The 25,310-nt window shown below is 61.2% G+C and carries 19 protein-coding genes and 1 pseudogene; 14 read left to right on the top strand and 6 right to left on the bottom strand.

The window, feature by feature from the left end:
- Positions 1 to 24: 24 nt before the first annotated feature.
- Positions 25 to 696 (bottom strand): class I SAM-dependent methyltransferase, encoded by a 672-nt coding sequence (locus ACFOJ9_RS06645; protein ID WP_378987617.1) that lies wholly within the window; start codon positions 694 to 696, stop codon positions 25 to 27.
- Positions 697 to 966: 270 nt separating this feature from the next.
- Here ACFOJ9_RS06645 and ACFOJ9_RS06640 point away from each other — a divergent pair, with 270 nt between their 5' ends.
- Genes ACFOJ9_RS06640 through ACFOJ9_RS06630 form a run of 3 tightly spaced genes read left to right on the top strand, consistent with a single transcriptional unit; the run spans position 967 to position 5,040 of the window.
- Positions 967 to 3,681 carry an ABC transporter transmembrane domain-containing protein gene (locus tag ACFOJ9_RS06640; RefSeq protein ID WP_378977822.1) on the top strand — a complete coding sequence of 905 codons (2,715 nt, stop codon included), beginning with the start codon at positions 967 to 969 and terminating at the stop codon, positions 3,679 to 3,681.
- A gap of 34 nt (positions 3,682 to 3,715) precedes the next feature.
- The gene (locus ACFOJ9_RS06635) at positions 3,716 to 4,162 is read left to right on the top strand and encodes a cyclic nucleotide-binding domain-containing protein (RefSeq protein ID WP_378977820.1); all 447 of its coding nucleotides are present in this window, start codon (positions 3,716 to 3,718) and stop codon (positions 4,160 to 4,162) included.
- Positions 4,163 to 4,185: 23 nt separating this feature from the next.
- Positions 4,186 to 5,040, top strand: coding sequence for an MBL fold metallo-hydrolase (locus ACFOJ9_RS06630; RefSeq protein WP_378977818.1), 855 nt, complete (start codon positions 4,186 to 4,188; stop codon positions 5,038 to 5,040).
- Positions 5,041 to 5,108: 68 nt separating this feature from the next.
- Here the strand turns inward: ACFOJ9_RS06630 and ACFOJ9_RS06625 are convergent.
- The 3 genes from ACFOJ9_RS06625 to ACFOJ9_RS06615 form a co-directional block, all read right to left on the bottom strand.
- Positions 5,109 to 6,052, bottom strand: a protein-coding gene (locus tag ACFOJ9_RS06625; protein WP_378977816.1) for an IS630 family transposase whose coding sequence is annotated in 2 segments (ribosomal slippage) — positions 5,109 to 5,717 and positions 5,720 to 6,052 — 942 coding nt in all. Because the reading frame shifts where the segments join, the coding sequence is not laid out codon by codon here.
- A 66-nt stretch (positions 6,053 to 6,118) separates the two neighbouring features.
- Positions 6,119 to 6,895, bottom strand: coding sequence for a polysaccharide deacetylase family protein (locus ACFOJ9_RS06620; RefSeq protein WP_378977814.1), 777 nt, complete (start codon positions 6,893 to 6,895; stop codon positions 6,119 to 6,121).
- Complete coding sequence (locus ACFOJ9_RS06615; protein ID WP_378977812.1) at positions 6,892 to 7,980, bottom strand: glycosyltransferase family 4 protein; 1,089 nt, start codon at positions 7,978 to 7,980, stop codon at positions 6,892 to 6,894. Before ACFOJ9_RS06615 ends, ACFOJ9_RS06620 begins: the two co-directional genes overlap by 4 nt.
- Before the next feature lie 92 nt (positions 7,981 to 8,072).
- Between ACFOJ9_RS06615 and ACFOJ9_RS06610 the strand changes: the two genes are divergently transcribed.
- The 8 genes from ACFOJ9_RS06610 (at position 8,073) to ACFOJ9_RS06575 (ending at position 19,015) form a co-directional block, all read left to right on the top strand.
- A complete protein-coding gene (locus ACFOJ9_RS06610) occupies positions 8,073 to 9,233 on the top strand; it encodes a DUF3095 domain-containing protein (protein ID WP_378987614.1) in 1,161 nt (386 codons plus the stop codon).
- A 115-nt stretch (positions 9,234 to 9,348) separates the two neighbouring features.
- Entirely contained in the window at positions 9,349 to 10,692 is a 1,344-nt protein-coding gene (locus ACFOJ9_RS06605; protein ID WP_378977810.1) for a nucleotide sugar dehydrogenase, read from the top strand.
- A gap of 234 nt (positions 10,693 to 10,926) precedes the next feature.
- Positions 10,927 to 12,261, top strand: coding sequence for an adenylate/guanylate cyclase domain-containing protein (locus tag ACFOJ9_RS06600; protein ID WP_378977808.1), 1,335 nt, complete (start codon positions 10,927 to 10,929; stop codon positions 12,259 to 12,261).
- Positions 12,262 to 12,417: 156 nt separating this feature from the next.
- Positions 12,418 to 14,313 (top strand): ABC transporter ATP-binding protein, encoded by a 1,896-nt coding sequence (locus ACFOJ9_RS06595; RefSeq protein ID WP_378977806.1) that lies wholly within the window; start codon positions 12,418 to 12,420, stop codon positions 14,311 to 14,313.
- A complete protein-coding gene (locus ACFOJ9_RS06590) occupies positions 14,310 to 16,208 on the top strand; it encodes an ABC transporter substrate-binding protein (RefSeq protein WP_378977804.1) in 1,899 nt (632 codons plus the stop codon). The genes ACFOJ9_RS06595 and ACFOJ9_RS06590 overlap by 4 nt, the downstream gene beginning before the upstream one ends.
- A 2-nt stretch (positions 16,209 to 16,210) precedes the next feature.
- Positions 16,211 to 17,209: an ABC transporter permease gene (locus ACFOJ9_RS06585; protein ID WP_378977802.1), complete on the top strand. Its 999-nt coding sequence runs from the start codon at positions 16,211 to 16,213 to the stop codon at positions 17,207 to 17,209.
- Positions 17,206 to 18,387, top strand: a complete 1,182-nt coding sequence (locus ACFOJ9_RS06580) for an ABC transporter permease (protein WP_378977800.1) — start codon at positions 17,206 to 17,208, stop codon at positions 18,385 to 18,387. The genes ACFOJ9_RS06585 and ACFOJ9_RS06580 overlap by 4 nt, the downstream gene beginning before the upstream one ends.
- A 148-nt stretch (positions 18,388 to 18,535) precedes the next feature.
- Positions 18,536 to 19,015 (top strand): class I SAM-dependent methyltransferase, encoded by a 480-nt coding sequence (locus tag ACFOJ9_RS06575; RefSeq protein ID WP_378987611.1) that lies wholly within the window; start codon positions 18,536 to 18,538, stop codon positions 19,013 to 19,015.
- A gap of 37 nt (positions 19,016 to 19,052) precedes the next feature.
- On the opposite strand, the gene ACFOJ9_RS06570 is transcribed toward ACFOJ9_RS06575, so the two are convergent.
- Entirely contained in the window at positions 19,053 to 20,468 is a 1,416-nt protein-coding gene (locus ACFOJ9_RS06570) for an adenylate/guanylate cyclase domain-containing protein (RefSeq protein WP_378977798.1), read from the bottom strand.
- 205 nt (positions 20,469 to 20,673) lie between these two features.
- On the opposite strand from ACFOJ9_RS06570, the gene ACFOJ9_RS06565 reads away from it, so the two are divergent.
- The 3 genes from ACFOJ9_RS06565 to ACFOJ9_RS06555 all read left to right on the top strand — a co-directional run bounded on the left by ACFOJ9_RS06565 (position 20,674) and on the right by ACFOJ9_RS06555 (position 23,471).
- Entirely contained in the window at positions 20,674 to 21,498 is an 825-nt protein-coding gene (locus tag ACFOJ9_RS06565; protein WP_378977796.1) for a hypothetical protein, read from the top strand.
- Positions 21,499 to 21,567: 69 nt separating this feature from the next.
- Positions 21,568 to 22,086 carry a GNAT family N-acetyltransferase gene (locus ACFOJ9_RS06560; protein WP_378977794.1) on the top strand — a complete coding sequence of 173 codons (519 nt, stop codon included), beginning with the start codon at positions 21,568 to 21,570 and terminating at the stop codon, positions 22,084 to 22,086.
- Entirely contained in the window at positions 22,086 to 23,471 is a 1,386-nt protein-coding gene (locus tag ACFOJ9_RS06555) for a hypothetical protein (RefSeq protein WP_378977792.1), read from the top strand. Before ACFOJ9_RS06560 ends, ACFOJ9_RS06555 begins: the two co-directional genes overlap by 1 nt.
- Positions 23,472 to 23,491: 20 nt before the next feature.
- On the opposite strand, the pseudogene ACFOJ9_RS06550 reads toward ACFOJ9_RS06555, so the two are convergent.
- Positions 23,492 to 25,263, bottom strand: a pseudogene (locus tag ACFOJ9_RS06550) (adenylate/guanylate cyclase domain-containing protein).
- Positions 25,264 to 25,310 lie beyond the last annotated feature (47 nt).

Raw genomic sequence — 25,310 nt, 5'->3', positions numbered from 1 at the left:
TTGGTTGGATTCGCGCAACGCGCTTCAAACAGTTCCAATCAGCATGAAGCGCGTATATTTTTTTGTCGGCAGTTCGCCGGAGAACCTAATCTCCCGTAGCGCCGCCATTGCTTCGAAGGCTGCAAGCGAAGCCACGCAGTTGATGTGCGTCGGCTCGCTGAAGTAATCGTTCGATTGCAGTAGCACATTCGTGCCCCGCGGAAGCAGGGCAAGCCATGCACCCAGGTCGGCTATGTGTTCGCAGCTCGTATTGACCACTAGGTCGGGCCGCCCGGCCGCATAGTCGAGTGCGTACATATCTTCCGTCAGCGCCCGGAAGCGGTCGCCGGCTTCCCGGTTGAGGGTCCGGGCGACCGGCCCGACTTCAGGATCGATGTCGATGCTGTCGATCGCTGCGATGTCGAAACGGGCGTCGTTGAAAAGCATTGCCGGCAATACGCCGTACCATCCGCCCAGAACCCATATGCGCCCGAACCGGCCGCCGTCGCTTTCGAACAGCTTGTCGAGCGCCCACATCTTGCAGGCGACCTGCTTGTGGTTGAAGGCGTTGGCGATATCGGCCTGCGGATGCTTGGCGATGACGCGCGCCAGCCCGGCCACGAGAGGGTGGTTGACATAGGCAGCAATTCCCCGCGTGAGGTCCAGGGCTTGCTCGTGCCCGTCCATGCCGGCATTGCGTGGTTGCGTGACATCCATCATATTCGTCTTGTATGGTGGGATTTCGGGCGACACAACGCAATCTTGCCCCAGCAAGGCTGTTTGATCCACGGACATGAATATGCTGCTAGCCGCTTCTCCATTGCCCGCTGCCGGAGAGTGCCGGTTGCATCTGCCCGGACCGTCGGCGTCCTCCATGCACTGCAGCTTCGAGCTTGTCGCCGGCGACGAAGAAATCGCCGATACACCATTCGCCAGCAGGTGCCTCTCCATCCTGCATCCTTCCAGCTGAAGGGTCCACAGTCGCATATGGAACCCAGCCTAGCCCGCTATATCTGGAAGCACACCAGGAAGCAGCAGATCTGGATATTGATGATCGTCCTGCTTTCGATGATCCCGTATTTCATGTCCTTCGACCTGCCGAAGCTGATCGTCAACGGCCCGATCCAGGGCAAGGGGTTCGAGCAACCCGGCGCGACCCTGCCCTTCATGAGGCTGCACTATAACCTGCCGTTCATTGGCGAGGTCCAGTTCTTCTCCGGCTTTCAGCTCGACCGCACGGCGACGCTGCTTGCCCTGAGCCTCGTGTTCCTGCTGCTGGTCGTCATCAACGGCCTGTTCAAACTCTTCATCAACACCTACAAGGGCCGCCTCGGCGAACGCATGCTGCGGCGTATCCGCTTCGATCTGATCGATCGTGTGCTGCGTTTTCCGCCGATTTACTTCAAGCGGGTGAAATCCGCCGAAGTGGCGACCATGGTGAAGGACGAGGTGGAGCCGCTGGGCGGCTTCATCGGCGATGCCTTCCTGCAGCCGGTGCTGCTCGGCGGCCAGGCGCTGACAGCCATGCTGTTCATCATGGTCCAGAACGTCTGGCTCGGAATGATAGCTGTCGTGATCGTGGTGATCCAGATCGTGCTCATCCCGCGAATGCGGCGGCGGCTGATCGTGCTCGGGCGCGAACGGCAGTTGACGGCGCGCGCGCTTTCGGGCCGGGTTGGCGAAATCGTCGACGGCATCGGCGCGGTTCACGTCCACGATACATCAAACTACGAGCGCGCCGACATAGCTGCTCGGCTCGGGCTCATCTTTAAAATCCGCTTCGATCTTTACCAATGGAAATTCATGGTGAAGTTCCTCAACAATTTTCTCGCGCAGCTCACGCCCTTTCTGTTCTACATGATCGGCGGGTATCTGGTCATCCAGGGGCGGCTGGACGTCGGCCAGCTCGTGGCCGTGATCGGCGCCTACAAGGACCTGCCCGGACCGATGAAGGAACTGATCGACTGGGATCAGGCGCGGCAGGATGTCCAGGTCAAATATCAGCAGGTCGTTGAACAGTTCACCGTCGAGGATATCATTGCGCCGGGGATCGGAGCACTAACGATCGACGATCCCGGTCCGATGACAAACCCGCTGTCGGCGGTCGGTCTGTCCATCGCAGACGATGGCGGTGCAATGCTCCTCAACCGTATCTCCATGCAGGTCAAGCCGGCTGAGACGGTGGCGCTGGTCAGCACCCCAACAGGTGGAGCGGAGGCGCTAGCAGAAGCCTTCGCGCGGCTGAACTGGCCGGAAAGCGGAAAGGTCGCTTCGGGCGCCGATGACCTGCTTGAACTCCCCGAAGCAGTGACCGGCCGGCGCATGTCCTACGCCTCGTCGGATGTTTTCCTGTTCCACGCAAGCCTGCGCGATAACCTGCTCTATGGGTTGAAGCATGCACCGCTGACATCGGTGACTTATGACGGCGCTGCGGCAGACCAGCAGCGCTGGAACATCGACGAGGCGCGCCGGTCGGGCAATCCGGATTTCGATATCCACAGCGACTGGATCGACTATGCTTCCGCCGGTGCTACCGGCCCGCACGACCTCTTTGAAGCGGTGCGCCGGGTGCTCGACGCGGTTCTTCTGTCGCGCGACATTCTGGATCTTGGCTTGCGCTCTTCGGCCGACCTCACGCGTCACACGAAGCTTGCCGGGCGGATCGTCGAACTGCGTGCAGCGCTGCGAACCCGGCTGGAACAGGAAGGGCTGCGCGAACTGGTGGTTCCTTTCGAGCCGGGCGCTTACAACACGGAAGCGACGATCGGTCAGAACCTGCTTTTCGGTGCTGCCGCCGGCCCCGAACTGGCCGACAAGGCTCTGGCGGCCAATCCCTATTTTGCTTCCGTGCTGAAGCAAGCCGGCCTTGACCGCACGCTCTACGAAATGGGCATGGAGATCGCCGAACAGGCGATCGAGCTGTTTGCCGATCTGCCGCCCGATCACCAGTTCTTCCAGCAGCTCGCCTTCATGAGCGCCGAGGAGATCCCCGCCTACGAGACCTTACTGCAGCGGCTCAAGAACCGTCCCTACGAGGCGGTTTCGGAGGCCGACCGCGCCATGATCATCACCTTGAGCTTTGCCTATATCGAGCCCCGGCACCGCTTCGGCCTGCTGACCGACGAGCTGATGAGCAAGATCGTCGCCGCACGCAACCAGTTCTATGAAAACCTGCCGCCCGAGCTGCAAAACGCGATCGAACGGTATGATCCTGCCAAATACATCGCCGCGGCCACCGTCATGGACAATGTCCTGTTCGGGCGTGTTGGCAACAACCATCCCGACGCGCCGGACCGCATACGCTCCATCGTCTATGAAATTCTTGACGAACTGGGGCTTTATGCCGAACTTCTGGATGTCGGCCTGGACTTCAACGTCGGCGCCGGCGGCAGGCGGCTGACCGGTGGACAGCGACAGAAGCTCGATATTGCCCGGGCCCTGCTCAAGCGTCCCGATTTTCTCATTCTCAACCGGCCGCTGTCGGCGCTCGACCAGCGCATTCAGGACAAGGTGCTGCGAAACGTGCTTGTGGAAGCCAGACGCGACGGCCATTCGCCGGCAATTGTGTGGGTCGTGACGAGTCCGGCAATGGCGATGATGTTCGATCGCGTTATCGTCTTTGACTCGGGTCAATTGGTGGAAGACGGTACACACGAGACACTTTTGGCAGAGAACGGTATCTTCAAGGAACTTCTGTCATAGTCTGGCAGACGCGAATTTAGGAAGGTTTGCGACAATGCTGCTCAAGGATGAAGTTGGAATGCTGCAACGCGTTCCCTTGTTCTCTGGCATCGAGCCGGCAAAGCTCAAGCTGCTTGCGTTCACATCCGATCGCGTGAACTACAGCGCCGGCCAGATTCTTTTCCGGCAGGGCGACGAAGCAGACGCCGCCTATGTCATCCTTTCAGGCAGGGCGGATATTCTGGTCGATTCCGACAGCGGGCAGATAAAAGTTGCCGAACTGCTGCCAAATTCGATCGTCGGCGAGATCGCCATATTGTGCAACAGCTCCCGCACTGCCACCGTCAGAGCGGCAAGTGATCTGGAGGCCTTGAGAATCCGCAAGGATCATTTCCTAAGGCTTATGAAGGAGTTCCCGGAAATGACCATCGAGATATTGCGGGTTCTTGCCGATCGGCTAAGCCATACGACCGCGGATCTGATCGACGCACGAACCGCCTAGAGCTACGATGGGCGAAAAGTAGCATGGACGACGATTTTTTCCTGGTCAGATTTTGGGGCGTGCGCGGCAGCATTGCGGTATCCGGGCCAGAATTCGCTCGCTATGGCGGCAACACAATCTGCATCGAGATGCGATGCGGCAAGCATACGCTTCTGTTCGACGCGGGCTCTGGCCTGCGGCCTGCCGGCAGGGCGCTTCAGGCGTCGGATGTGACCGATTTCGACCTGCTTTTCACCCATTGTCATTACGATCACATCATCGGGCTGCCGGCTTTTGCGCCGATCTTTGACCCAAGCGTCAAGTTTACGCTTTGGTCCGGGCATCTTGCAGGACGCATGACGACCCGGCAGATGATCGATGAGTTCATACGGCCGCCCTGGTTTCCGGTGAAAATGGACGTCTGCAAGGCAAAGCTCGACTGCCGCGATTTCGTGTCCGGAGACGTGCTTCGGCCGCGCGAAGGGGTGGTGGTTCGGACCGGCAGTCTCACCCATCCGGGTGGTTGCATAGGCTACCGGGTCGAATGGGGCGGCCGCGTCGTGGCGGTGATCACAGACACCGAGCACGAGCCGGACAAACTCGATCAGTCGGTGCTCGGTCTGATCGAAGATGCCGACCTCGTCATCTACGATTGCACCTACACCGAGAAGGAAATGGAACGGCGCCGCGGTAACGGCCACTCGACATGGCAACAGGGCGTCAAGCTCTGTGAGGCGGCCGGTGCGCGGGGGCTCGCGCTGTTTCACCACGATCCGACACGCACCGACGAGCAACTGGACGAGATGGAGAAACTGGCCAAGGACAGGTTTGCCGGCGCTTTTGCCGCGCGGGATGGCCAGACGCTCAAATTTCCGGTCTCATTGCACAAAAAGCGCTGAGCTATTTTCCGCAATTCCCCAGGGAAAGCGCTACGTGCTTCCTGGAATTGCTCTAGAGCGGGATGAGATTAGTTTCGGTCATAGCCGGAGTTTTCGAAGTAGTGTGAGCACTCTGCCGGTGTGACGCGATTGAGGGTTTGGCCGATCGCGTCGCAGACGGCTTCGACGGTTCGGCTTGCGGCCTTTCTCAGCCAGTGCTTGAGCTTTGAAAAGAGCTGCTCGATCGGATTGAGGTCGGGCGAGTATTTCGGCAGGAAGAAGAGCCTTGCGCCGGCGGCGCGTATGGCGCGGCGCACCGCCTTGCCTTTGTGCGAGCCGAGATTGTCCATGATGACTATATCCCCCGGCTGGAGGGTCGGCGCGAGAACCTTCTCGACATAGAGGAGGAACCTCTCGCCGTTGATCGGCCCATCGATCAGCCAAGGCGCATCGACGCGATCGTGGCGCAGCGCGGCCAGGAAGGTCATGGTCTTCCAGTGGCCGTGCGGCACTTTGGCCTTGATGCGCTGGCCCACCGGCGCCCAGCCCCTGAGCGGCGACATGTTGGTCTTGGTCCAGGTCTCGTCAATGAAGACCAGTCGCGTGGGATCGATCCGGCCCCGATACTTCGTCCACTGCAGCCGCCGTCGCGCGACATCGGGACGATCCTGTTCGGCGGCGATCAGCGTCTTTTTTTGTGAGTGAGCTTCTCGGCATGCACGAACTCCCATACCGAACGGTAGTCGACCTTCAGACCACGCTCACCAAGCTCGGCCACAAGGCCGCGCAAGGTGAAGTCCCCGTCGTGACAGCGCTCGATCAGCCAGTCGCGCCACGCTCCCGAGAGTTTCTTCGGTTTGTAGCCGCCCACCTGGCGAGGCGCGGCACTGCCAGTCTCTTCAACACGCTTAAGCCACGCAATGGCCGCGCTATAGCTGACGCCAAATCGAGCCGCCGCGGCGCGCCGCGAGAGCCCTTCCGTCTTAACCGCGGCGACAACCCGCTCGCGAAGGTCCATCGAATATCCTGCCATCCATACTGGCCTCCTCCAGTATGAAGGTTGAATCAGAACAAAGGTGATTTGGGAATCCCACGACTCTTACAAATCCCATCCCGCTCTAGGGCGCTGCGCACGATCAATGAATGTCCTGATCGGAAGCCATGCGCAGGCTTCAGTCTGTGCGGTGACTGTGAACAGCCGTTCGAGGAAAAGCCAGGCCGATTCATCATGTACGAGATGGTGGGTGAGCAGGCCGACCGGCTCGCCCCCGTCGAATGCGTGCTGCAATTGCGCGATGATAGCCTGAACCAACAGGCCATGATCGTGGCAACCGCGGCTGCCACGCCAATCCATGATGTCGACATTGCTGTTGATGACGGCCAATGGAGCCGGCTTCGGCGGACCATAGACCGACAATGCCGCAAATCCTATCGACCCAAGGTCGGATACAACGCCGGCGTCGATCCTGTTCCAGGGCGGCACCAGCATCGGAACGGCACGTGCGCCGTGCAGGCCGGTAACGCGCGACAGCCCGCGAGCCAGATCATCGAGCACCGCCTCGCGTGGCCGATGCGCGCCGAGCTCCTGCCTTTTCTGGTCCGCGGGCGCATGATTTCGGTGCGCCCAGCCATGGACGGCGACCGTGGCATGCGGCGCCTCGTCAAGCCGCACGACAAGCTTCCCGTCGGTACGGGCCGGAATGACGGCCAGAGTGGCCGGAACCGCGAATTCACCGGTGAGGTCGAGCAGCCGATCAAGTGCCGGCGTCGGATCCACGGCGTCGTCGTCGCGCAGCCAGAACTCCGCCTTGCGGCCCGCCCGTTGCCGGCGCGCCAGTTCTTCCACCAAGCGCTGCCAGATCGGATCGGATGTCATGAGACCGGGATCTTCTTGAGAAGTTCGGCCAGTCGCGCCGCCGCACCGCCAAGGGAACGTTCTTCGAGGACGAAACGTCTGGCCTCCACGGCCATGACGGTTCTTTCGTCGTTACGGGCCAGTAGCCTTTCAATGGCGGAAGCGAACGCCGCGACATCGCCCGGCGGGGTGAGAAACCCGGTCTGGGCATCCCGCACGACCTCCGGCACGCCGGCAATGTCCTGAGCCACCACCGGAAGGCCGGCGGCCTGTGCTTCAAGATAGGCAACGCCATAGGCCTCGCCGTAACCCGGCCAGACGTAGATTCCCCCGCTGTAGAGGACATCCGGCACGGCGGCCGGCTCGATCGCGCCAAGCCATTCCATACGGTCGGCGGGCAAGCCGGCGAATTGCGCTTTGACCTCGTCACGGGCAGGCCCGTCGCCGACGACCGACATGGTCCAGGGCAGGTGGCCGATCGAGCCGAGCGCTTGCGCCAGCATGCGATAGCTGTCGAGTTTGTCGCCCGGGCGCATCATGGCGACGGTAACGAGACGCGTCGGACAACCCCGTGCCGGCATTTCCCGGAATGCCGATGTGTCGATGAAGGGCGAAAGCATACCGAGAGCGGCGTCGGGAATCGCATCTGCCAGTCCTTGGCGATCCCTTTGCGTGAAGCAGATGTTCAGCGCTGCCTGTTCGATGGCTCGCACCACCAACGCTTGGCTATCGGCCCACAAACCGACGTTGCGCCGCCTCGAATAGGAGGCTTCCACTGTCACATAGGGGACACCAGAGGCCGATGCCAGCTCGGGCCCGATCAGGTCGGGCGCCTTGTAGTAGGGATGATAGGAGAACCAGAGATCGGGCTTGCCGTCACGATGCCAAAGCTTTGTCAGCCGCGCGGCTTCCTCTTGGGCCTCGATCTTGAGCGCATCGAAACTTTTCGGCTCCGGTTGGCGTAGATAGAAGCGCAATTCGGATGCCAGTTCGACGCTATGCCCGCCATGCTCCAGCGCCTTGACCAGCATCCGTGCCATCTGGCGGTCGCCGGAGACAACGGGATGATTGGGTGACTTCAGCGGCGCGTAGAAGGCAATTCGCATCGCCGGACCCTATCATCGGAAAGCCTGCGCAAGTCAATTTCCAAGCGTGATCGACTTCACCTTCAAGCCGTGGAATGTGCTATCTGATGGTCATGGAAACAGCTGCCGCGTCCGACCCGTTTGTCGCTTCTTTGCCGGTCTTCGCAAAGTTCGAAAGCGTTGCCGACATCGATAACTATCGGCCCCTCCCCGATGGCTGGGCGCTGGCCACCGCCGACATCGTCGGCTCGACCAAGGCGATCGAGGCTGGGCGCTATAAAACCGTCAACATGGCCGGCGCCAGCGTCATTTCGGCGCTGCTCAATGCGCTGGGTCGGCAAGATCTTCCCTTTGTCTTCGGCGGCGACGGCGCGCTCGTGGCGTTTCCCGGCTCGGCGTTGGAGATCGCCCGCAATGCGCTGGCGGCCGTCCAGAGATGGGTGGCGGACGAACTGGACCTGACCTTGCGTGCGGCAATCGTGCCGATAAAGGATATAAGAGCGCAAGGCCTCGACGTTCGCGTGGCGAGGTTCCAGGCCTCCGAAGCGGCGTTCTATGCCATGTTTGCCGGCGGTGGCGGCAGTTGGGCGGAAGCTGAGATGAAAGCGGGGCGCTACCGCATCGATCCCGCGCCGGCCGGCGCGCGGCCGGATCTGACCGGCCTTTCCTGCCGTTGGAACCCTATCGAAGCCCGGCATGGCGAAATCGTCTCGATCATAGCCATACCGGGGGCGTCGCGCGACTTGCGCGGTTTTCAGTCTCTGGCTTCCGATATCATCGCCCTTGCCGGCAGGCAGGAGCGTGATGGCCACCCGGTGCCGGTGAACGGGCCGGACTACAGTTTTCTGCCCGCCGGCCTCGATGTCGAGGCGCGGGCCATGGCCCCGGTAGGATGGCGGTGGCGGTCGAAGCTGTGGATCGTGTTCCTGATGACGCTTACGGCTGTCACCGATAGATTTGGCTGGACGATCGGCGGCTTCGATCCGAAGATCTACAAACGCGACGTGGCCAGCAATTCGGATTTCCGGAAGTTCGACGACGGCTTGAAGATGACCATCGACGTCGACGCGGATGTGCTGCAACGGATCGAAGACCGGCTGAAGCAGGCGGAAGAGGCGGGCATCTGCAATTATGGCCTCCACCGCCAGAAGTCGGCCTTGATGACATGCCTCGTCATCTCGCCGCTGCAGCGCGATCACGTTCATTTCATCGATGGCGCCGCCGGCGGCTATGCGATGGCTGCCGCAAGCCTGAAGGCGAAGGCGCCGGTCTGATGACGGCTTGCGGAAATCGATTTTCCGCAATATGCCCTCGCCCATGGTTCTTGGCACCCGGTGAGCCTCGCCATGGGAGCGGATAGCCTGTCCGAATTGACGGGAAAGCAGATTTTTGGACGCCTCACGATCGACATATGACCGTCTTCTGAACCGGATTTCGACGCGCGCCGCGCAAGTCGGCGTGATCGGACTGGGCTATGTCGGGTTGCCGCTGTCGGTTGCAATCGCACGCGCCGGCTTCCCGGTTTCCGGCTTCGACATCGAAGCCCGGAAGGTCGAGAGCCTGAACAACGGCCAATCCTACATTGAGGCAGTGACGTCGACAGCCCTTGCCGGCCATGTGGCGAGTGGGCGGTTCCGCGCCACTGTCGATTTTGCCGAACTGGCCGTCTCGGATGTCATCATCATCTGCGTTCCGACACCACTGACGAAACACCGTGAGCCGGACCTCTCCTTTGTCAGGAACACGGCAGCCACCATCGCGAAGCACCTGCGTCTCGGCCAGCTGATCGTGCTGGAATCGACCACCTATCCCGGCACCACCGACGACGTGATCAAGCCGATACTGGAAGAAACCGGCTTGCAGTCGAAGATAGACTTCTTCCTCGGCTTCTCGCCCGAACGCGAGGATCCCGGCAACCGCAGCTTTGAGGTCTCGACGATCCCCAAGGTCGTGGCAGGCGACGGCATTGAAGCGGCGACGCTCGTGAAGGCTTTCTACCAAAGCGTGGTCAAGACCGTCGTTCCGGTTTCCAGCACGGCGACCGCCGAGGCGGTCAAGCTGACCGAGAACATCTTCCGCTCGGTCAACATAGCCCTCGTCAACGAGTTGAAGGTCGTGCTCGGTGCGATGGGTATCGATATCTGGGAGGTGATCGAGGCGGCAAAGAGCAAGCCCTTCGGCTACATGCCTTTCTATCCCGGCCCCGGACTTGGCGGGCACTGCGTTCCGATCGATCCCTTCTACCTGACGTGGAAGGCGCGCGAATACGAACTGCCGACCCGCTTCATCGAGCTGGCGGCAGAGATCAACACGGCCATGCCGCGTCATGTGGTCGATGAACTGGCGAAGGCGCTGGACCGGCGCTGCGGCAAGGCGCTCAGCCGCTCGCGCATTCTCATCATCGGGCTCGCCTATAAGAAGAATGTGCCCGACATCCGCGAAAGCCCCTCATTGCGGCTCATCGAACTCATCGAGGAGTGGGGCGGCAAGGCGGAATTCCACGATCCGCATGTTACCGAGATCCCGACCACACGCGAGCATATGGCGATCAAGGGGCGTCGCTCGGTCGAATTGACCGAGGCGGCCTTGAAGGATTTCGATGCTGTCGTCGTGGCAACCGACCACGACGCGATCGACTATCAGGCGATCGCTGATCACGCTCCTCTGATCGTCGACACACGCAATGTTTTTGGCCGCCTCGGGCTGGCCCGAGAGACGGTGGTGAAGGCCTGACGGTGTCTGAGACGGCGAATTCTTTGCCCGATGTCAGGATCGGGATTGCACTCCACCGGCAGCCTCGCCACATGATGCTGCAGGTGATAGATGCAGTTTACGCCTGCTTCCTTCCTGCAAGGACAGTCATTCGGGAAGTTCTTCGCCGGCTTTTGTCGCCGAAGCCGGCTTCACTGACTTCGATTGTGTGGCGGATCAAAGGAGATGGCTCGTCTTCGACGGGTTCGAGATAGCATGAGCACAGCGCAAGCAGAAATTTCCACCACTCTCATGGATAAGGTTGCCGACTGGCTGACGCAATCGGCACTGGCGGGCAACGACCTGGAAACATTGGTAAAGGGCTTTTGTGAACGGCTGGCTGCTGCCGGCCTGCCGCTGAAGCGGGTGCACTTGAGCTTTTCGATGCTTCATCCGCTTTATGACGCGCTTGGCTTTACCTGGCTTCGCGGCCAGGGCCTGGAAGTGGAAGGCTTCCGCAGTGAGAACGGCGTTCATTCCGACAGATTCCTGACCAGCCCATACTACCATCTGCTCAGCAACAAGCTCGACCACCTGCGGCGCCGGCTCGACCCGTCGGTGCGGTCGGAGTTTCCTGTTTTCGATGACCTCGGGCGTATGGGCGTCACCGATTACATGGCTTTCGTGCATCCCTTCAACGGCGATACCAGTCAGGGCATGTTGGGGTCTTGGTCGACCGACAGTGCTTCAGGCTTCAGCGACAGCATGATTTCGGCGCTATTGCGGATCCAGAACTATCTCGCTATCGCAACCAAGATGGCGGTGCTCACCAAGCTCGCCGACAACATGATGACCACTTATCTTGGCGGCGACGCCGGCAGGCGCGTGCTGGACGGTCAGATCAAGCGCGGCGAGGGTGACACAATCCGGGCCGCACTGGTCATGGGCGATATGCGCGGGTCGACAAGGCTTGCCGAAACCTCCGGTCGCGAAATCTATATCGATACGCTGAACCAGTTTTTCGATGCCATTGCTGCACCTTTCAATCGCAAAGGCGGGCAGATCATGAGTTTCCTGGGTGATGGCTTCATTGCCGTCTACCCCTGCGAAAGGCACCGCTCGCAGTCCGAGATCGCCTGCCAGGCTGCTCTTGCGGCAGCGCACAAGGCCAGCGCGCGCATGATGGAACTCAATCTGCGCAGAAAGGAGCAGGGGTTGGGCGACATAAAATTTGGTATCGGCCTGCATGTCGGCAATGTGATGTTCGGCAATGTCGGGCTTACCGACCGGCTCACATTCTCTGTCTTCGGCTCGGCCGTAAACGAGGTCCAGCGTCTCCAGACCCTGACCAAGAAATATCCGCACAGCGTTCTCGCCAGCAAAGATTTCGCCGGCTATTGCGGCACCAACAGCTGGCTGACGCTTGGCACGGAGGAACTGGCGGGTATCAAACAGAAGCTGACGGTGCTTTCACCCGATCTGTCGGGTGCTCTCGCACTCGATGAAGACGCTGCGCCGATTCACGACCGGATATCGGACGCCGAGCAGGTCATGCTGCTTCATCGCGATGCCGCACGGCTGTCGGCGGGCGACCGGAGGAAGCTCCAGTAACCGCCACGATTATCCGAACGCCTTGGTATGCAGTCCGGTCGCCGGTTCCGCCGGGGAACTCGTTTCGAATCCAAGTTGCTCTAGGCTGGCAATGCGCTAGTCTCGCTTTCTGGACCTGCCGCCCGGCAGGGTCGCCAGAGTGGGGCTGGTGTGAGAATGGATTCGGGTGTTGATCTGTTGCGGATCGAGGATGTTGGCATCTCTTTTGCCATTATCGGCGGACCGTTGCATGCTGTCAGGCGTGCAAATCTTCGCGTCCTGCCCGGCAAGGTTACCGCGCTTGTGGGCGAGTCCGGTTCCGGAAAATCGGTTCTCAGCCAGGCAGTGATGGGCATTTTGCCGAGGACAGCCCATGTTCGCGGCCGTATCCTGTTTTCCGATCCTGAAAAGCCCGGCACGACGCAGGATATCCTGCAGATGCCGCGCGACGGGCCCGAAATCCGGGCATTGAGAGGCAGCCGCATCGGCAAGATCTTTCAGGAACCGATGACATCGCTGTCGCCGCTGCACACGATCGGCAACCAGGTCAGCGAATCCCTGCAGATTCATACGCCCATGGCTCGGGCGGAGCGCAAGGCGCGGACCGAGGAAATGCTCGGCCTTGTCGGCTTTCCCAATCCCAAGCGCGCCTATGACATGTATCCGTTTGAACTTTCGGGAGGATTGCGGCAACGCGCCATGATCGCCATGGCGCTTATCTGCCGGCCCGCTTTGTTGATCGCCGATGAGCCGACGACGGCGTTGGACGTCACCATCCAGGCGCAAATCCTGCAATTGCTGCGCGGGCTTCAGACCAAGCTGAACATGGCAATGCTGCTGATCACACACGACCTCGGCGTTGTCGCCAATGTCGCCGACGAGGTGGTGGTCATGTACCATGGCGAGATCATGGAAGCGGGACCTGTGGAGGCGATATTCCGCAGGCCAGGTCACCCCTACCTGAAGGGCCTGATGGCAGCCGTTCCGCATTTCGACCTGAAGCCTGGCGAAAGGCTAAAGGCGCTCCGCGAGGTGCCGGTGAATGTCGAGAACCTGCTGGGCAAGCAGACGGCGCCGGCATCGAAGGGGTCGGACGACATCCTGCTGTCGGTCAGGGATCTGAAAAAGGTCTACACCACCCGCAAGTCCGGATGGTTCGGCGGGAGCCATCAAACCTCTGTTCGCGCCGTGGACGGCGTGAGCTTCGACATCAGGCGGGGTGAGTGCCTGGGTCTGGTCGGGGAAAGCGGCTGCGGCAAAACCACCGTCAGCAAGATCCTCATGCGGGCCGTCACCCCTAGCGGCGGCTCCGTGGTCTTCAACGGCCGCGAAGGACCGATCGACGTCCTGGCAGCCGAGGGAGAAGCCCTGCGGTTGCTGCGCGCGAAAATCCAGATGGTCTTCCAGGATCCGGTTTCGTCGCTCTCACCTCGCATGACGGTGGAGAACATCTTGAGCGAGCCGCTGGAAATCCATCAGCGTGGCAATACCGCGTCCCGGCTCGCCACGGTCAAGAGCCTGATGCAGGCAATCGGGCTCGATCCGCGCTTCATCAAGCGTTATCCGCACAGTTTCTCCGGCGGGCAGCGTCAGCGCATCGGCATCGCGCGCGCATTGGCGCTGGGGCCTGAACTCCTGATCTGCGACGAGCCGGTTTCGGCGCTCGATGTCTCTGTCCAGGCGCAGATCCTGAACCTTCTGAAGGACCTGCAGAAGGAACTGGGCCTGACCTACCTGTTCATATCCCACAATTTGGCGGTGGTGGACTACATGGCGGACCGCATCGCGGTGATGTGCGGTGGGCGTATCGTCGAGCTTGCGCCGCGCGAAATTCTGCTCAGGAAGCCGATCCACCCCTACACGCGCTCACTGCTTGCCGCGGTACCCTTCCCCGATCTCGACCGGCCGATGGATTTCAAGACGCTGAAGCTCGGCGGCGCTTCCGACACCAGCGCATGGGGACCGCAATTCCGCGACGAGGGCGAAGAGGATATGCTGTCGCCGCTCGATCTTGGCGGCGGCCACCTCGTGCTGGCCCGACGTTCGGCCGATGTCAGCGAGTTACGCCATTGATCAGCCGGCGCACCCTCCTCGGGCTCATGGCTTCGGCACTTCTGCCGGGCACATCGCGCGCCGGCGATCTGGAGCCGGACTTTCTTCAGCCGCAGTTGAAGGCCAGGGCGCTGCCGGCACTCGCCGAACGCCTGCCCAAGAGCCCGCGCGCGTTGAATCTCGCTGCGATGGGCCGGCAGCCCGGCGAGTATGGCGGCACGCTGCGGACGATCATCGGCAGCCAGAAAGATATCCGGATGATGACGATCTACGGGTATTCTCGGCTGGTCGGCTATGACGAAAAGCTTAGCTTGCAAGCCGACATCCTCGAAAGTTTCGACGTAGCGGATGATCGCATCTTCACGTTCAAGATACGGGAAGGACATAAATGGTCCGACGGCAGCCTGCTGACGCCGGAGGATTTTCGCTATTGCTGGGAAGATGTCTGGCTGAACGATGAGCTTTCGCAAGGCGGGCTCGCCCCGGCCCTGCTGGCGGACGGCAAGCCGCCACGCTTCGAGATCGTCGATCCGTTGACGGTGCGCTACAGTTGGGATGCGCCCAATCCCGACTTCCTGCCCAAGCTCGCTGCCGCTTCGCCGATATCGGTTGTTCTGCCGGCCGCCTATCTCAAGCAGTTCCACAAGAAATATCAGGATCCATTCCGGCTCGCCGGCCTGATGAAGGAGAACCGGGCCAAGAAATGGACGCTCCTGCATATCCGCATGTCGCGGCAGTATCGCCCGGAGAACCCGGAACTGCCGACGCTCGATCCCTGGCAGAACCGGACCAAGCCGCCGGCCGAGCAGTTCATCTTCGAGCGCAACCCGTTCTTTCATCGAATAGACGAGAATGGCCGGCAACTGCCCTATATTGACCGGATCATCATGAATGTCAGCTCGTCGGCGATCATCTCGGCCAAGACCGGTGCGGGGGAGAGCGACCTGCAATGCATGGGAATTGACTTCAGCGATTACTCCTTCCTGAAGGACGCGGAGAAGCGCTACCCGGTGAAGATGCATCTGTGGAAACGCACACAGGGTTCGCGGCTGGCGCTGCTGCCCAATCTGAATTGTGCCGATCAGGTGTGGCGTGGCCTTTTGCGTGACGTGCGCGTACGCCGCGCACTTTCGCTCGCTGTGGACAGGCGCGAGATCAATTTGGCTGTGTTCTACGGATTGGCGCAGGAAAGTGCCGATACGGTGCTGCCGGAGAGCCCGCTCTACCGGCCGGAATTCGCGAAAGCCTGGGTCGCCCATGATCCCGACCAGGCCAATGCCCTGCTCGACGAGGTTGGGCTTCAGGCACGTGACGATGACGGCCTGCGGATACTTCCCGACGGACGCTCTGCGCAGATCATCGTGGAAACGGCCGGCGAAAGCACGCTGGAAACCGACGCGCTCGAACTCATCACCGATCACTGGCGCAAGATCGGCATCGCTTTGTTCATCCGGACTTCGCAGCGCGACATCTTCCGCAGCCGCGCGCTTGGCGGCCAGATCATGATGTCGATGTGGTCGGGCATCGACAATGGCGTGCCGACTGCTGACATGAACCCGTACCAGCTGGCCCCCACCATCGATGACCAGCTGCAATGGCCGCTCTGGGGTGCTCACTATCTGTCTCATGGCAAGATGGGTGAGGCGCCCGATCTTCCTGAAGTGGTCGAGTTGATGGCTTTGCTCAAGCGCTGGAACGGGTCGACCGAAGCCACGGAGCGCGCCGAAATCTGGAATTCAATGCTGTCGATCTACACCGATCAGGTGTTTTCAATCGGCACGGTGAACGGAACGTATCAGCCGATTCTGGTGTCCTCGCGGCTTCGCAATCTGCCTGACAAGGCGCTCTACGGCTACGACCCGACCGCCTATTTCGGTGTCTACATGCCGGATACATTCTGGCTTGGAGGCTCCTGAGCGTGCTTCGATATCTTGTCTGGCGCATCGCCGTGATGGTTCCAACGCTGCTGGTCATATCGGCGCTGGTGTTCACCATCATCGAACTTCCGCCGGGGGACTATTTCGACAGCTATGTTGCCGAGCTTCGGGCTCAGGGCGAAGCGGTGGATTCCGATCGCATCGAGATGATGCGCAAGGAATATGGTTTCGACCAGCCGCCAGTCATTCGCTACTTCTACTGGGTCGGCGGGATGCTGCACGGCGATTTCGGCTATTCCTTCGAATATGAGCTGCCGGTTCGCGACGTCGTCGGGGATCGAATGTGGCTGACCGTGCTGGTTTCCTTCGTCACGATCATCTTCACCTGGCTCATCGCCTTTCCGATCGGCATGTACTCCGCCACGCATCAATACAGCTGGGGCGATTACGGCCTAACTTTCTTCGGCCTTCTCGGCCTTGCCATTCCGAATTTCATGCTGGCGCTGATCCTGATGTATTTCGCCAACATCTGGTTCGGCACGTCCATCGGCCATCTCATGGACCAGCAATATCTCGGCGAGCCGATGAGCTGGGCCAAGGCGAAGTCGATCCTCGCCCATCTCTGGATCCCGGTCCTGATCATCGGCACCGGGGGCACGGCAAGCATGATCCGGCGGCTGCGCGCCAATCTGCTTGATGAACTCCACAAGCAATATGTCGTGACCGCGCGCGCCAAAGGCCTTCATCCCTTCAAGGCGCTGGTCAAATATCCGCTGCGCATGGCGCTCAATTTCTTCATTTCCGATATCGGCTCCATCCTGCCGGCCATCATCTCCGGCGCCGAAATCACGGCAATCGTGCTGTCTTTGGAAACGACCGGGCCGATGCTGATCAAGGCGCTGCAAAGCCAGGACATGTATCTGGCAGGGTCCTTCCTCATGTTCCTCGCCTTCCTGACGGTCATAGGTGTCCTGATTTCCGACCTGGCGCTGGCGCTGCTTGATCCACGAATTCGTTTGCAGGGCGGCAGCACCAAATGAACACGCAATCGCCCCTGCCCGCTCCGGGCGCTCCACTGCAACACTACGTTTCCATCGCGCCCTTTGACCTGGAGTCGGTCGAGGCGATGACGCCGGAGCAGTCGAAGGTCTTTCAGGCGTCGCAGTTGCGGCTGATGTGGTGGAAATTCCGAAAACACCGGCTTGCGCTTGTATCCGGCATATTCTTGGCAGTGCTGTATTTCGGGATACTGATCTGCGAGTTCCTGGCGCCCTACAATCTGCACTCGCGCAACATGGACTACATCTATTCGCCGCCGCAGAAGGTACACTTGTTCCACAATGGCGAGTTCGTCGGGCCGTTCGTCTATGGCCGCCAGATGATGCTGGATATGGACACGCTCAAGCGGAACTACATCGAGAACCACGACGATGTTCAGCGGCTCCATTTCTTCTGCAAGGGCGACAGTTACCAGTTCTGGGGCCTGATCGAAGGTGACAGGCATTTTGTCTGCCCTGCCGAAAACGGCCAGCTTTTTCTGGCCGGCACGGACAGGCTGGGGCGCGACGTGCTCTCGCGCATGATCTATGGCGCACGCATTTCACTGACAATCGGCCTCGTCGGCATCAGTTTCAGCTTCCTGCTCGGCATCTTCATCGGCGGATTGGCCGGCTATCACGGCGGTATCTTCGACCTGATCGTTCAACGAATAATCGAAGTTCTGCAATCGATTCCCAGCATTCCGCTATGGCTGGCCCTGGCGGCGATCATGCCGATAACCTGGAGTCCGATCCTGATCTATTTCGGCATCACCGTCATCCTCGGGCTGCTCGACTGGACCGGACTGGCGCGGGCCGTGCGTTCAAAGCTTCTGGCCCTGCGCGAGGAGGATTACGTTCTGGCCGCGCAGTTGATGGGCGCCGGGAGCAGCCGCATCATCAGGCGGCATCTCATTCCGGGCTTCATGTCGCATCTGATCGCGACGGCGACGCTCTCCATACCCGGCATGATCCTGGGCGAGACGGCACTGAGCTTCCTCGGGCTCGGCCTGAGGGCGCCGATAACCAGTTGGGGCATCCTGCTTACCGAGGCGCGCAGCGTCAGCGTGATCGCGTTCTATCCATGGCTGCTTTTGCCGATGCTGCCCGTCATTCTCGTCATCATGGCGTTCAACTTCCTCGGCGACGGCTTGCGGGACGCCGCAGACCCCTACAAGTGAGATCGCTGTTCCGCCGCACGCCGTGCCGAACGACTCCACCCGGTATGACGCTTGTCGGCGGCCGGTTGCGTTATTGCAGGGTTCGTCGTTCGCCTCTATATGCAGCAAGCCTCGATCGGGGCTGCTGGTTCAGGACATACAATCGCATATGAGTCGCCTCGATAATTTCATCAGCAGGATGACCGCACAGCGCGACATTCTCAATCAAATCTGCCCCGAGGTGGCGAAGATGGAGGGGCTTGTGCTCGAGCTCGGCCTCGGCAATGGCCGGACGTTCCACCATCTGCGCGAGCGCCTGCCCGGGCGCCGCATCGTGGTGTTCGACCGCGAAGTTGGCGCACACGCCAGCTCAATTCCCGAAGCTGAAAACCTCGTGCTCGGCGAAATACGCGAGACGGCCCGCAAGTTCATTGGCATCGACGCCGCTCTTGTTCATGCCGACATCGGCACCGGCTATGACGATCGCGATGCAGTGACCGCTACCTGGCTTCCCGATCTGATTGCGCGCCTGCTTCGCGTCGGCGGCATCGCGGTCAGCGGCACGCCGCTCGACCACCCGCTGTTGCAACGCCTCCCGCCACCGCCTTCGGTATCAGCCGATCGTTATTTTATCTGCAGACGCGTGTGAGGGGCCGAGACGACCCAAATCCTCATGGGCCAAGTCTTCAGGGGATCGTATAGACTGCTATCTCCCGCTCAATGCCGCGCAGCGAGACCTCATGGGGCACGGGCGTCAGCGCGTTCCTGCGCAACAGGTCGGCGGTCAGATTGTCGTCGACCACCGCATTCGTGGCGAAGATCGCCTGTGCGTCGGCGAGGTTCTGGACCCGTGAAGCAATGTTGACCGTCTGGCCGAAATAGTCCTGTCGCTCGTTCATGGATACGGCGATGCAGGGGCCGGCATGGACTCCGATCTTGAGCACCAGATCCTCGCGCCCGCTCTTTTCGTTGAGCGCACGCATGGCATCGCGCATCCTGAGGGCCGCGGCAATCGCACGATCAGGGGTCGCGAAGGTCGCCATCACCGCATCACCGATCGTCTTCACCACCGCGCCCGCCTCCGCCGCGACGATCTCGTGCAGAACCTGGAAATGCGCGCGTACAAGATCGAAGGCCGAAAGGTCGCCCACCCGCTCGTAAAGCGCGGTCGATCCGCGCAGGTCGGTGAACAGGAAGGTCAGGCTGGTGATCTTCAGGCGCTGGTTGATGTCGAGCGTGTCCGTGCGATAGAGATCGCGGAATGTATGGTTGGTGAGCAGGCGCTTGGCGGTGAGGAAGGGCCGGCGTTTGCCCAGGAAATCATGCAATGCATGGCCGGCGATGAAGACCGTCGGCAGCACGCGGGTTTCGGTCCTGTTTTCCAGCGAAATGCGCAGCGGGCCAGGTTGCATCTCCAGCGTCTGGTTCTGGACATGGTCGCGGTCGAAGACCAAAGAGAGGCTTCGGCGCTCCTTTGTGGGTTCGCCCTTCCCGTCGATGAACTGCACTGAATGGGTGACCGGCTCGAAGACGATGACGAATTCGGATGGAAGCTGTATGGGCAGAACCGCCTTTTCACCGGGCGCGAGCTCGATATCTTCCAGCGTGAACGCTTCCAACGTTTTTGCGAAATCCTCGCCCGGCAGATCGACGCCGGACGCCCAGTAGATCTGGCGGAAATATTCCATCAACGGCAGTTCGTGTGGATTGTGGGCGGCAATCCTGCGTATGCGGGGACTGATGGTGAATGTCACCTCGACCATCTCGTCGAGGGTCGGCGAATAATCCTCGGAGCATAGCGCGCAGGTATATTCGTCCTTCTGCAGGGTTTTCAGCGTGGCGTTGGTGTCGAGCACGCCGCCGCAGCCGGGGCACAGCACATTCCAGGAAATGTCGAAGATGCCCACCCGCGCCGCATGGAGGAAGGCGCCTATGGCGCGCTCCTCGTCGAGGCCATGCTTGCTGGCGAAGGCTGGCACATTGATGCGGCAAAGTTCGCGGTCCTTGCCCTCCGCGATGGTTCGCCGGATGGCGTCGATTGCCTGCGGATCGACATCGGTCGATTGCCGCAGAAGCGAGAACAGATCCTGAGCTTCGTTCATCGTGCAGGCTCCGGAAAATGCGCCCCGAGGCGTGTTGGCCGAACCGGTCTTCGGTCCGAGCACCCCATTCTACGTCGAAACGGATCGAACGGCCATTCGAATGGACAAGCCTGGTGACAGGTCAATTTCCATTCGGCGGATTTTCACCGGCCGCAAGCGGCACTATGGTGGGCCCATGGGGAATTCATCTTTGGGGCTTTCGCCCGTGCCGACACCCGACAACCCGCCATTTCCCGCGGCCCTGCGGCTTTTCTCGGCGGGGGTCATCATCGTCCTGATCGTCGGCGCCGGCCTGTTTTTCGCGCCGGCACTGGTCAAGCCGCGCTGGCCCTGGCCCGTCACGCCATTCAGTGCCCGCTTCCTCGGCGGCTTCTACACCGCCGAAATGGCGGTAATGGCGGCGCTCTTGTTCTGGAATCGCTGGTCGCCCGGCAGGCTGGTGCTCGTCATGGCCTTCATCTTCACCGTCATCGTGTCGGCGGTTTCGTTGATCAATCTCGGCTATTTCAACTTCGAGCGAAAAGCGACCTGGCTCTGGTTCCTGGTCTATCTTGCCTCGGCTGCGGTGTCCGGGCTGTTCCTGTGGCGGGCCAGGGCCCGTCCTTCAGCAAAAGGCGTGACCCTAAACCCAGCATGGCGCCGCTACATGTTGGTGGAAACGGCGATCCTCGGGCTCTATGGCGTCGGCATGTTGCTGTTCCCCCTAATGGTCAGCAGCACCTGGCCATGGCCGGTAGATCCCTTCCACGCTCAGGTTTACAGCGCCATCTTCCTCGCCGGCGCTGGCGGCACCTATCTCGTCTGGAAAAGCGCGCCGCGCGAAGAATTGCTGGTGCTAGGCCTGGCGCAGTTTCTGGTCGGCCTGCTTTCCATCCTTGGCCTCGTCATCACCGACGCTGCGGCGCACCGGATCGACTGGACGGCGGCCGCTACATTGTGCTGGCTCGCTCTTTTCGGCTGGATCGGCGTCAGCGGCGTGCGCAAACTTTACGCGGCCTCCAGGTATTTTAGCCCGCGATTGGGATCATAGATCGCACGGACGGCTGGATTTTCAGGCGATGTCCGGTGCATCGTGCCGATTGCCTTTGCCGGGAACGCCATGACCAACGCGCCATCCTCCGAGAAGATCCAGCCGCAGCTCCGCGCCGTGCGGCCAAGCGATGCGGAATCGCTTTGCGCCATCTTCAACATGCCGGGCTTCCGCTGGGGCACGCTCAGAATGCCGTTCGAAATGGTGGAACAGGTGGAGCGGCGCATCGCCAAATCCGGCCAGGAAACCACCTGGATCGTTGCCGAGCTGGACGGCAAGGTCGTCGGCCATGGCAGCCTGGTGGTGCAGGGGTCGCCGCGCCGTTCGCATATAGGCGAGATCAATATCGGCCTTGACGATGCCTTTGTCGGCAAGGGGATCGGCTCTGCCATACTTGGCGCGCTGCTTGACGTGGCCGACAACTGGCGCGCCCTGAAGCGGGTCGAATTGAGCGTCTATGCCGACAACGAACCGGCCATCCGCCTCTACACCAGCCACGGCTTCGAGGTAGAAGGCCGGCATGTGAAGGCCGGTTTTACCGACGGGCGGTACCACGACCTCCTGACCATGGCGCGGCTGCGGTTCTGATGACCGCCGTCTTTGCCCCAGCCCCTGCGCCTCCGGTGGAAATTCTGGCTGTGCTGTCGCTGCTCTGCCCGGAAGTCGTGCGCGACATCGAGCAGAACTGGAATGCACCGGTTTCCGACTATGCCCGCCATCTGTGGCGGCCGGTGGCAAGGCCTGCATCGGGCCCGGCGATCGCTGCCCGCTCGATCCTGCGCGACGTCCTGCATCAGTGCCTTGCTGCTATCATGCAGCCCGAAGAGATCGGCAAGGCCCTCGACGAATTCGAGCACAGACCGGTGATCCAGTCCGGCTTGCACTGCCTGCTGCTGATGGACCGTATCACCTTCGATGCGCTGCTGCTTGCCTGGCTCGGCGCGGTCGAAAACGGGCTGTCGGCCTTCGTCGGCTTCATGGGAACGACGATGACCATGGAGACAATCGGCCGGGAGGGGCCGGGATGGCTCGATGTCGGCGAGGACAAGGTCAACCTGTTTGGCATGGGGCGCCACAAACTGTGCCGCAAAAGCGTCTGCGCGGCCGGTCCCGTCTCCCTCAACAGGCGCGCGCTCGAAGCGGTGGGCAATGAGACGGACGCCGGCCGCTGGCTGGGCACACTGCTTGCCAGCCAGGACAAGGTGTTTGAAACCGCCGCCGATGCGCTGACAGCCCTCAACGAAGATCTGGTCGCCGATTGGGATCGTTCCGGCATGGCTCTGCCGGTTTTCATCGATGATCGGCTTGCCGCGGTTGCCATGGCGCGGCATCTGGACAATGACGGCAGCCTCCTTTCCAGGCTGCTCATTGAGCCCGCAAGGCGCCAGCGTCTCGAACGTGCCTTGCAAGAGGCCGCATCGAGCCCATTTGGCAGATTCCTGCCCAATGCCACGGCCTATTTCTGGGGCATCCGCGAGGAGCGCGTGCGCAAGCTCGTCCTCGAGAACGGGCACCTGATCGAGCCTGACAGGCCGCATGGTCTTTCCATCCCGTTCGAGCGGCCGCATCTCAAGCAGGCGCTGCTGGACGGCGTGCTGCTACCGAACTTGTTCCTGATGTTCCTCGTCCTTGCCATATTGCCGCGCGTGCGGGTTGTGGGCGGCCTGAGACAGATTGGTTATGTAGCGCTTTTCCACTCGATCCTGCTGGCCGTGCTGGATGAAAACGTGCCGGAAGAGCGCGACCTGGCCGCGGAGCTGCAGGTTCGGGAAAATGCCTGGGGCATGGGGGTCATCGATGAAAAGATCTCGGTCCGCGAGCAGCTTGCCGGCCTGCCGGAAGGGGCCCTATTCCCGGACCTTTTGCGGCAATACCGTTTGCGGACATTTGCCGAGACGACCGACGACCTGAAACCGGTTCGCGAAAACGCCCGATGGCGCAAGATCGGCAAGGCAGGGATCAAAGCGACCTGAGCCTCACATGCCCTCACCGGTCACTGGACGATACCGGCCTTGCGGAGCCCGTCCACCACGAGTTCGAAATCGGCGGGGTTCTTGTAGGGCAAGACTTTGCGACGGTATTCCAGCGAATAGTCGGGGTTGAGGCGAAGCACTTCCTGCCATGCCGCGCGGGCCTCGGCGAAACGGCCCAGATGGCCGTAGCAGGCGGCCAGAAGCGCGCGCGAGACGTCGGTGACAGCGTTGCGAGCCAGCCGTTGCAGCAAGAGGTCAACGGCCTCTTCGTACCTTCCCAGTTGGAACGCTGCCAAAGCCTGGAAATGCAGAAGCACATCCGGAAAGTATGGATTCAAGATCTTCCCCGGGCGAAACTCTCGAGGGCCTCCTCGGGTCTGCCCGAATAGTACAGCGCCTCGCCGAGGATGACGTGCCCTTCGGCGAAGTTCGGATTGAGGACGATCGCGCGCTCGGCCTCGTTGATGGCCCCATCGTGCCGTCGTGTGTACAGCTTGACTATAGCCAGCGCCCAGTGCGCCCAGGGATCGCTGCCATCCAGCGTTACCGCTCGCGTTGCGACCTCTTCCGCTTGCGCCATCGATTCCGGCGGCGAGGCACTCCACCTGTTCAGGTAATCGAGACCGTGCGTGAGCGCGAGGAAGGCGTGGGCAGATGCAAAGTTCGGGTCCTGTTCGATGGCACGTTGCAAGAGGTCGCGGGCTGCGACGTTCGTCTCCTTCGTCAGCCGGTACCACAGCTCCCGGCCCCGCAGGAAACAGTCATACGCCTCCATGTCGCGCGGGTGCTCGGACGCCAGCCGCTGACGGTCACCCTCGGTCAGATTGAGCGCCAGCGCACCGACGATCTGCTGCGTCACGTCGTCCTGCACTGCGAATATGTCGGTCAGGTCGCGATCGAACCGCTCCGCCCAAAGATGCCCGCCCGAAGTAGCATCGATGAGCTGCGCGGTGATGCGCACCCTGTTCCCAGACTTGCGTACGCTGCCCTCAAGTACATGCCGCACGCCGAGCTTCGTGCCCACCTCCTGCACATGGACGTTCTGGCCCTTGAAGGTGAACGACGAATTGCGTGCGATGACGAAGAGCTGCGACAGCTTGGACAGCGCTGTGATGATGTCTTCAGAGATGCCGTCGGCGAAGTAGTCCTGTTCGGCGTCACCGCTCATGTTGGCGAACGGTAGGACGGCGATCGACAGCTTCGGCGGCGCTGCCGTTGCCGGCCGGTTCGTCGCGGTTTCCGAAGTCGCGGCCGCTGTGGTCCCGGCGCTGCCGACTTGCAGCGAATAGACCCGGATCGGCTCGGCGATGTTCTTGAGCTGCGTGCTGCCGAGATCGCTGACCGCCAGGTCGAGCCTCGCCTTGACCTGGCGATAGGCATCCTCGGACAGGCAGATGGCACCGGGTGCCGCGACGCCCTCCAAACGCGAGGCGATGTTGACGCCGTCGCCCATCAGGTCGCCGTCGCTTTCTTCGACCACATCCCCCAGATGGATGCCGATCCTGAACTCGATGCGGCGGTCCTGCGGCACGCCGGCATTGCGCTCGACCATGCCATTCTGAACCTCAATGGCGCAGCGCACGGCATCCACCACACTGCGGAACTCAACCAGCGCCCCATCCCCGGTGCGCTTGATCACCCGCCCCTGGTGCACTGCGATGGTCGGATCGATCAGGTCGCTGCGCAGTGCTCGCAACCTCGCCAAAGTACGATCTTCGTCCGCGCTCGCGAGCCGGCTGTATCCGACCACATCTGCAGCCAGGATTGCGGCTAGCTTACGATTCTCGCTCAAGGATCCGTCTCCTCATCTCCACGATAGCAGGAAGACGGAGGCAAGAG

Source organism: Mesorhizobium cantuariense (assembly GCF_042647205.1).
GTDB lineage: Bacteria > Pseudomonadota > Alphaproteobacteria > Rhizobiales > Rhizobiaceae > Mesorhizobium > Mesorhizobium cantuariense.
Note: the sequence above shows the minus strand (reverse complement) of the source record. Positions and strands in the feature narration are given on the sequence as shown.

Excerpts from the sequence above, each read along its gene's own strand:
- ACFOJ9_RS06570 (WP_378977798.1), bottom strand. The coding sequence starts at position 20,468 with ATGAACGAAGCTCAGGATCTGTTCTCGCTTCTGCGGCAATCGACCGAT.
- ACFOJ9_RS06580 (WP_378977800.1), top strand. The coding sequence starts at position 17,206 with ATGAACACGCAATCGCCCCTGCCCGCTCCGGGCGCTCCACTGCAACAC.
- ACFOJ9_RS06640 (WP_378977822.1), top strand. The coding sequence starts at position 967 with ATGGAACCCAGCCTAGCCCGCTATATCTGGAAGCACACCAGGAAGCAG.
- ACFOJ9_RS06615 (WP_378977812.1), bottom strand. The coding sequence starts at position 7,980 with ATGCGAATTGCCTTCTACGCGCCGCTGAAGTCACCCAATCATCCCGTT.
- ACFOJ9_RS06635 (WP_378977820.1), top strand. The coding sequence starts at position 3,716 with ATGCTGCTCAAGGATGAAGTTGGAATGCTGCAACGCGTTCCCTTGTTC.
- ACFOJ9_RS06645 (WP_378987617.1), bottom strand. The coding sequence starts at position 696 with ATGGATGTCACGCAACCACGCAATGCCGGCATGGACGGGCACGAGCAA.
- ACFOJ9_RS06555 (WP_378977792.1), top strand. The coding sequence starts at position 22,086 with ATGACCGCCGTCTTTGCCCCAGCCCCTGCGCCTCCGGTGGAAATTCTG.
- ACFOJ9_RS06575 (WP_378987611.1), top strand. The coding sequence starts at position 18,536 with ATGAGTCGCCTCGATAATTTCATCAGCAGGATGACCGCACAGCGCGAC.
- ACFOJ9_RS06560 (WP_378977794.1), top strand. The coding sequence starts at position 21,568 with ATGACCAACGCGCCATCCTCCGAGAAGATCCAGCCGCAGCTCCGCGCC.
- ACFOJ9_RS06620 (WP_378977814.1), bottom strand. The coding sequence starts at position 6,895 with ATGACATCCGATCCGATCTGGCAGCGCTTGGTGGAAGAACTGGCGCGC.
- ACFOJ9_RS06610 (WP_378987614.1), top strand. The coding sequence starts at position 8,073 with ATGGAAACAGCTGCCGCGTCCGACCCGTTTGTCGCTTCTTTGCCGGTC.
- ACFOJ9_RS06600 (WP_378977808.1), top strand. The coding sequence starts at position 10,927 with ATGAGCACAGCGCAAGCAGAAATTTCCACCACTCTCATGGATAAGGTT.
- ACFOJ9_RS06630 (WP_378977818.1), top strand. The coding sequence starts at position 4,186 with ATGGACGACGATTTTTTCCTGGTCAGATTTTGGGGCGTGCGCGGCAGC.
- ACFOJ9_RS06595 (WP_378977806.1), top strand. The coding sequence starts at position 12,418 with ATGGATTCGGGTGTTGATCTGTTGCGGATCGAGGATGTTGGCATCTCT.